Source organism: Micromonospora sp., assembly GCF_048594385.1.
Classification (GTDB): Bacteria; Actinomycetota; Actinomycetes; order Mycobacteriales; family Micromonosporaceae; genus Micromonospora; species Micromonospora wenchangensis.
The window spans coordinates 1-6,169 of sequence record NZ_JBMDWU010000503.1; the positions used below are offsets into that span (position 1 = coordinate 1).

Sequence of the window (6,169 nt, forward strand, 5' to 3'; positions counted from 1 at the left end):
TCGGCCGGTCGGGCGGTGCAGCCGGCCAGCACCAGCACCGCCAGCAGCCCGGCGAGCAGCCGCCTCACGCCGGCACCACCGCGACCAGCGCCGGACCCACACTGGTGTCCGGGGTCAGGTCGAGCGCCGGCCGGCCGGCCACCTCCAGCCGGTACCCGGTGCGCTGCGGCACCCGCACCGGCACCGCGAACTCGCAGTAGGTCGGCACCCGTTCCACCTCCAGGTCCTCGGCGAACGCGGCCACCGCCGTGCCCGCCGGCAGCGTCCCGGTCACCAGGGCCGCCCCGTCGGGGTCGAGCACCCGGAACGGCGCCCGGTGGTGGAAGTAGAGGTACGGTCCGGTACCGGCGCAGTCCACGCCCGCGGCCCGGATGTTGATGTCGCGCACCAGGACCCGGACGGTGGTCGGGGTGACCGCCTCCGGTCCGGCGTCGGAGCCACCGCAGCCGGCGACCCCGGCCAGCAGCAGGATCGCCAGCGCGCCGACGCCGTGGCGGGCACTCGTGGTCAGCCGCACATGGTCTCCTCCCACCCGTGCCGTGGGTCGACTCCGGTCAGGACTTCTCCACCCGGCACTGCTTGGTCACCGTCTTGGACGGGTCGCTCTCCGAGGTCGCGGTGAGCTTGACGAAGCCGGTGTCCGCGGCGGCGGCGGTGGCCCCCACCGACACCCGGACGGTGGTGGACTTGCCGAACTGGGCGGTCGCCAGCGGGTTGGGCAGCCAGGTCCGCCAGCCCTTACCGGCCACCTCAGCCGAGAGCCGGTAGACGTCCGACTTCAGGTACGCGGTCGCGTCCTCCGGGTGCTGCTGGCCGCCGGCGGAGTAGGTGCCGCTGTTGGTCAGCTCGAACGAGCAGGTCACGCCCCGGTTGGTGGGCTTGCCGGTGCTGGTCACCTCGCCCTTGCCGAGGGACACGCCGTGGGTGCTCGGGCCCCCGGTGCCGTCCAGCGACCGCACCGCCACCGTGTACGACAGCGAGCCGGCCGCGTCCCGCTTGAGGTCGATGATGTAGAAGTGCAGCCGGTTGGCCTCGTCGACGTACTCGTACTGGCTGCCGGTGTCCGCCCCGGCGTGGAACAGCGCGTCGGAGAGCTGCCGGTAGTCACCCATGGTGATCTTCTGCGGGGTGCCGTCCGGCCGGTAGAAGTCGATCATGTCGATGTCCTGCGGGTTGGCGTCCACCACCCACTGGAACGGCGCGCTGTCGGCGTTCTTGGTCTTGCTCAGCAGCACGCCCCGGTCCGGGGTGAACGAGTCCGCCCCCATCCGGTCGACGACCTCGACGGTGTAGTTGTTGAAGCTCCCGCCGTCGCACAGCGGGTTCGTGGCCACCGTGCAGGCCGGCGAGAGGTCCTTGTTCAGGGCGATGTTCACGCCGGTCAGCCCCTTCGGGCCGGCGTCGACCGCACGGGCGGTCACCTGGGCGGTGACCAGCCCGGACGAGGCCAGCGCCTCCCGGGACAGCCGCAGCACGTGCTCCTCACCGAGCAGGCCGATCTTGAGCTTGTCCCGCACCGTGTGCAGCGAGCCCATCGAGCCGCCGTTGGTCGGCGGGATCTGCCAGCGGGTGTGCGGGCCGCCGGGTCCGTTGAACGACCCGCGCGACATCATGCTCCAGATGCCGGTGTACGCCCGTCGTAACGGCTCGCCGTACGGGTTGTTGTAGTTGTCGCCGATGCCGAGCAGGTGGGTCAGCTCGTGGGCGTACACCCCCATGCCGGAACTCTCCCCCTGGGTGGAGGAGCCGCCACCGGCGTTGGGCCACAGCGTCGCCGCCGCCTTCCACGACGTCCACTCGACGTAGCGGGTCTTGGCCCAGTTCGGCAGGTTCGGGTCCGGCGGGCCCCAGGAGTCCGGCACGTCCTCCTTGTTCTGGAAGATCATCTGCCCGAACTCCTGCCAGGTGGACGACTCGTCCTGCCCGGCGCTGAGGATGAAGACCAGCTCGTACTGGTTGGCGACCTCGTCACCGACCGCCGCCCGCCACGCGCCCAGCCCGTCGGTGCGGATGTTCTTGTTGCAGGTGTCCCCGCTGGGGCAGGCACCCGGGTTGAAGCTGTTGTCCAGCCCGTACTGGTAGGACTTCGCCGGCATCTGGTACGGCCCGAACCCGGCCAGGTCCACGCCGTAGCGCCCGTTGGAGTCCTGCATCCAGTACTCGTGCAGGGTGTGCCCCTTGTTCAGGGTGTTCGGGGTGTTGAGGAAGTCCTGGTAGAACTTCGGCACGTCGGCGCGGGGGATGTTGGCCGCGACCGACTGGGGGTTGCCGAAGACCGTCGAGCGGGCCCGTTGGGACACCGCGAACGTCTGGTCCGGATAGTCGAGCGCCACCAGGGCGATCTTGAAGTTGCGCAGGGAGCCCCGCACGCTCGGGTCGGCCCAGTTCTTGCCGGGCACCGCCCGGTAGTCGTCCCAGGTCATGGTGTCGGGGTTCTGCCAGGCCTGCGGGTCGAGGACCTGGAACGGAGCGGTGCCGCCGGCCGGGTTGGCCGGGGCCGCGGCAGCCTGCGTCGCGGCGGTCGCCACGAGCGTGCCGGCCAGGACCGCGGCCAGCACGCGACGCCGCAGTCGGGGGGTGTTACGGGGAGCACGGTGCACGGGTTCACCTCTCGTCGGGAGGGACGCGGTCGCCGGCGACCGGGGTCCCGTGGGGTGGCTGCCGGGACGCCCGCACACCGGGCCGCGCAGCGAATCTAGGAGGACGGGCCGGGGCCGGTCACCGTGCAGATGTCGGCAGGTGGCCCGGCGGCTTCCGACACCTGAAGGACCGGCGGCGGGTCACGTCCGGCCGCGGGGTTCAGCGGGGACGACCGTCGGTGACCGGATCGACGGTGACCGACAGGGCCCGGACCAGGTCCCGGTGCAGCCGGGCGGCGGCCGGCGGCGGCAGCGGACCGCGCGGCGGGCGGCACCGGCCACCGAACCGCCCGGCGGCGTCCATCGCCAGTTTGATCGCCTGCACCGCCTCCGGCCGGGAGCCCCAGCCGAAGGCCGGGTGCAGCTCGGCGTAGAGCGGCAACGCGCGGGCCAGGTCACCGGCGGCGCACAGGTCGTACAGGCGCAGGGCCGGGCGGGGCAACGCGTTGGACAGGCCGGACACCCAGCCCCGGGCCCCGCACAGCACCAGTTCCAGCAGCACGTCGTCCGCGCCGGCCAGCACGTCCACGTGCGGGCAGAGGTCCCGGATGCGGTGCACCCGCCGTACGTCGCCGGAGAACTCCTCGACCGCGACGATCCCGTCGGTCTCGGCGACCCGGGCCAGCAGCTCCGGGGTGAGGTCCACCCGGGTGTCGTACGGGTCGTTGTGCGCCACCACCGGCAGGCCGACGGCGGTGACCTCGCGGTAGTGGGCGACCACGTCGGCGTCGCCTGCGGGATAGCCGTCCGGGGGTGGGGCGAGCACCCCGTGCGCCCCGGCGGCGGCGGCCTGCTCCGCCCAGCGGCGGGACTGCCGGCTGCCGTACCCGCCGACCCCGGGCAGCACCGCGCACCCCGGCGGGGCGGCCTGCACGGTGGCCCGCACCACGTCGGCCCGCTCGTCGTCGGACAGCGCCCGGTACTCCCCCACCGACGCGCACGGCGTCACCCCGTGGCAGCCCGCCTCCGCCAGCCAGCGCACGTGCTCCTGGAGCCGGTCGAAGTCGACGCCGAGGTCGTCGCGGAACGGCGTGGTGACGGCGACCAGCACCCCCCGCCAGGGCCTACCAGCTGTCACTCGGGCGTTCCCTCCTGCGCGCCGGCGGCCCGCTGCCCACCGCACCGGAACCTTACGATCGTCGATCACCACGGTGCTTCGGACAATTGCCGGAACAGTCGCCGTGGGGGCCGTCCTTTTGTCGGTAGATCCCCGGTGGACCTTGCGCACAGGCCCACCGGCCGCACAGGGTAGGGCACCGGCTGTCGCACCCCCTGCCGCGCAGCCAACCAGGGGAGATCCATGCATGGTGAGCTTCAGCGCATAGTCGACGCCGTCGCCGCGCGGGTGGGGCGTCCCGCCCTCATCGAGGACCGTCGGCAGCGGGTGGTCGTCTACAGCGAACACGACGGTCCGATGGACGAGGTACGCCGGATGTCGATCCTGCGCCGGCAGACCACCCCGGAGGTGATCGCCTGGTTCCGCCGGATGGGTGTGCTCACCGCCCGTGAGCCGGTGCGTACCCCGGCCGACGTCGACCTCGACCTGCTCCCCCGGGTCTGCGTGCCGATCTGGCACGACGACCTGCTGCTCGGCTTCGTCTGGTTCATCGACGACGACGGGTCGATGACCGACGCCGACATCGCCACCGCGACCGGTGCGTTCACCGACCTGTCGCTGGCCCTCTACCGGGAGAACCTGCTCGGTGAGCTGGCCTCGCAGCGGGAGTCCGAGGCCACCCGGACGCTGCTGGTCGAGAGCCCGCAGGCCCGTGCGCACGCCGTCCGGGCGCTGCTGGAGGAGGGCACGGTCGCCGGTGACGGCACGACCACGGCGGTGGTCGCCCAGCTCGCCCCCGCCGACGGGCGGCACCCCGACGAGGTGGCCCGGATCGCCCTGGAGCAGGCGCTGGTGGCGACCCGCCGGTGGCTCGGCGTCCGGGAGTCGCTGCACATGGTCTGGCCCGACCACGGGGTGCTGCTGATCTGCGGGGGCCGGATCGCCGGCCGGCCCACCCCGCAGGCCGCCGCCGGGCACCTCGACGACGTGCTGCGGCAGGCGACCCGGGGGTTGTCCTCGGTGGAGCGGACGGTGACCGGGATCGGTCAGCCCCGTCCCGGGCTGGTCGACGCGGTGCAGTCCTACCGGGAGGCGGTGCAGGCGGCCCGGGTGGGGGTGCAACTGCCGGCGCTGGGTCCGGTGGTCTCCTGGGCCGGGCTGGGCATCTACCGGGTGTTGTCGCAGCTCGACGGCCGGGACCTCGACGTCGCCGGGGTGCACCCCGGGCTGGAGCGGCTGCTGCGCGACGACGCCCACCAGGTGCTGCTGGAGACCCTGGAGGCGTACCTCGACCTGGCCGGCAACGCCCACGCCACCGCCGAGAAGCTGCGGCTGCACCGGACCACCCTCTACTACCGGCTGCAACGGGTCGAGCAGCTCGCCGACACCGACCTCAAGGACGGCAACGAGCGGTTGTGCCTGCACCTGGCGATGAAGCTGGGCCGGCTCACCGGCCACTACCGGTCGGCGTCCTGAGCGGTCGCGGGGTCACCGCGTCGACCGTCGGGAGAGGACACCCGCTGTGACAGCCCGTGTCGGTCCGGACAGATCATTGACAGATCCGAGCGGGTACGGCCAGGATGGGCGCACCGATCGGCAATGCCCCCACGACCGACCGTAACCAGGTACGCCCCCCACGCCCGTCCCGCAGACCGGTTCGGCGCCGGTCCGTCGCCCCGCGCGTCCGGGAGACACCACGTGTCCCCCGTCGTCGGCGGGTCGACGTCGCGGTCCGGCCGCCCACCGTCGCCCGACTGTCGGCGTCCGACCTCCCCGTTTCGCACCCCGCCCGACGGCGGGCGCTGCCGCGCGCCGTCGGCCCGTCTCGCACCCCCAGGAAAGGTGGCCCGCGATGTCCCGTTCCGCACTCCCCCGCCGCTGGCGGCGGTTACCCGCCGCGACGGCCGCCGGCGTGGCGTTGCTGCTGCTCGCCGGCCCGGCGACCGCCGGCACCGCAGCCCCGGCCGACCGGGAGGCCGACGCCCCGGCCGTGCTCGAACGCTCCGCCGACGAGCAGGCCGACGTGGTGGAGGTGACGGTCGACGGCACGGCCCAGCTCGACGCGCTGGTCGCCACCGGCGTCGACCTCGACCACCACGTCACGCCCACCGAGGCGGGCATCGTGGTGCACGCCGTGGTCACCCCCACCGAGGTCGCCGCACTGAAACGGATGGGCTACCGGGTCGGCGCGGTGCTGCACGACGCCGACGACTCCGCGCAGCGGATCAGCGAGCGCGAGGCGACGATCGCCGCCCACCGGGCCGAGAACCGGTCGTACACGGCGACCCTGGAACGCAGCGCCGCCACCTCCGACGTGAAGATCATCCGGGCGGACTACTACACCTCCGGCACCAACCAGGTGCTCTCGGTCGAGGCGAAGTGGGCCCAGGGGCAGACCTCCACCAGCACGTTGACCGTGGCCCGGGACAGCGGCCCCGGCACCGAGATCGGCTCCGGCGGCACCCAGAACATC

General features: G+C 73.2%; 4 protein-coding genes and 1 pseudogene. 2 read left to right on the forward strand and 3 right to left on the reverse strand.

All coding sequences use genetic code 11. The features are described from left to right. Positions 1-64: 64 nt before the first annotated feature. The 3 genes from ACOJTC_RS27020 to ACOJTC_RS27030 form a co-directional block, all read right to left on the reverse strand. On the reverse strand, positions 65-517 hold the full coding sequence (locus ACOJTC_RS27020; protein WP_420118992.1) for a hypothetical protein: 453 nt from the start codon (positions 515-517) through the stop codon (positions 65-67). A gap of 37 nt (positions 518-554) precedes the next feature. Further along, positions 555-2,600, reverse strand: a complete 2,046-nt coding sequence (locus tag ACOJTC_RS27025) for a M6 family metalloprotease domain-containing protein (RefSeq protein ID WP_420118993.1) — start codon at positions 2,598-2,600, stop codon at positions 555-557. Between the two features lie 199 nt (positions 2,601-2,799). Next, positions 2,800-3,717, reverse strand: a complete 918-nt coding sequence (locus tag ACOJTC_RS27030) for a dihydrodipicolinate synthase family protein (RefSeq protein WP_357935487.1) — start codon at positions 3,715-3,717, stop codon at positions 2,800-2,802. A 222-nt stretch (positions 3,718-3,939) separates the two neighbouring features. On the opposite strand from ACOJTC_RS27030, the gene ACOJTC_RS27035 reads away from it, so the two are divergent. Together ACOJTC_RS27035 and ACOJTC_RS27040 are read left to right on the forward strand one after the other, a co-directional pair. Beyond that, positions 3,940-5,172, forward strand: coding sequence for a PucR family transcriptional regulator (locus ACOJTC_RS27035; protein WP_204923063.1), 1,233 nt, complete (start codon positions 3,940-3,942; stop codon positions 5,170-5,172). Positions 5,173-5,548: 376 nt separating this feature from the next. Continuing rightward, positions 5,549-6,169: pseudogene (locus ACOJTC_RS27040) on the forward strand (zinc carboxypeptidase); the annotation flags it as partial.

Coding starts and splice junctions, on each gene's coding strand:
- ACOJTC_RS27035 (WP_204923063.1), top strand. CDS start 3,940: ATGCATGGTGAGCTTCAGCGCATAGTCGACGCCGTCGCCGCGCGGGTG.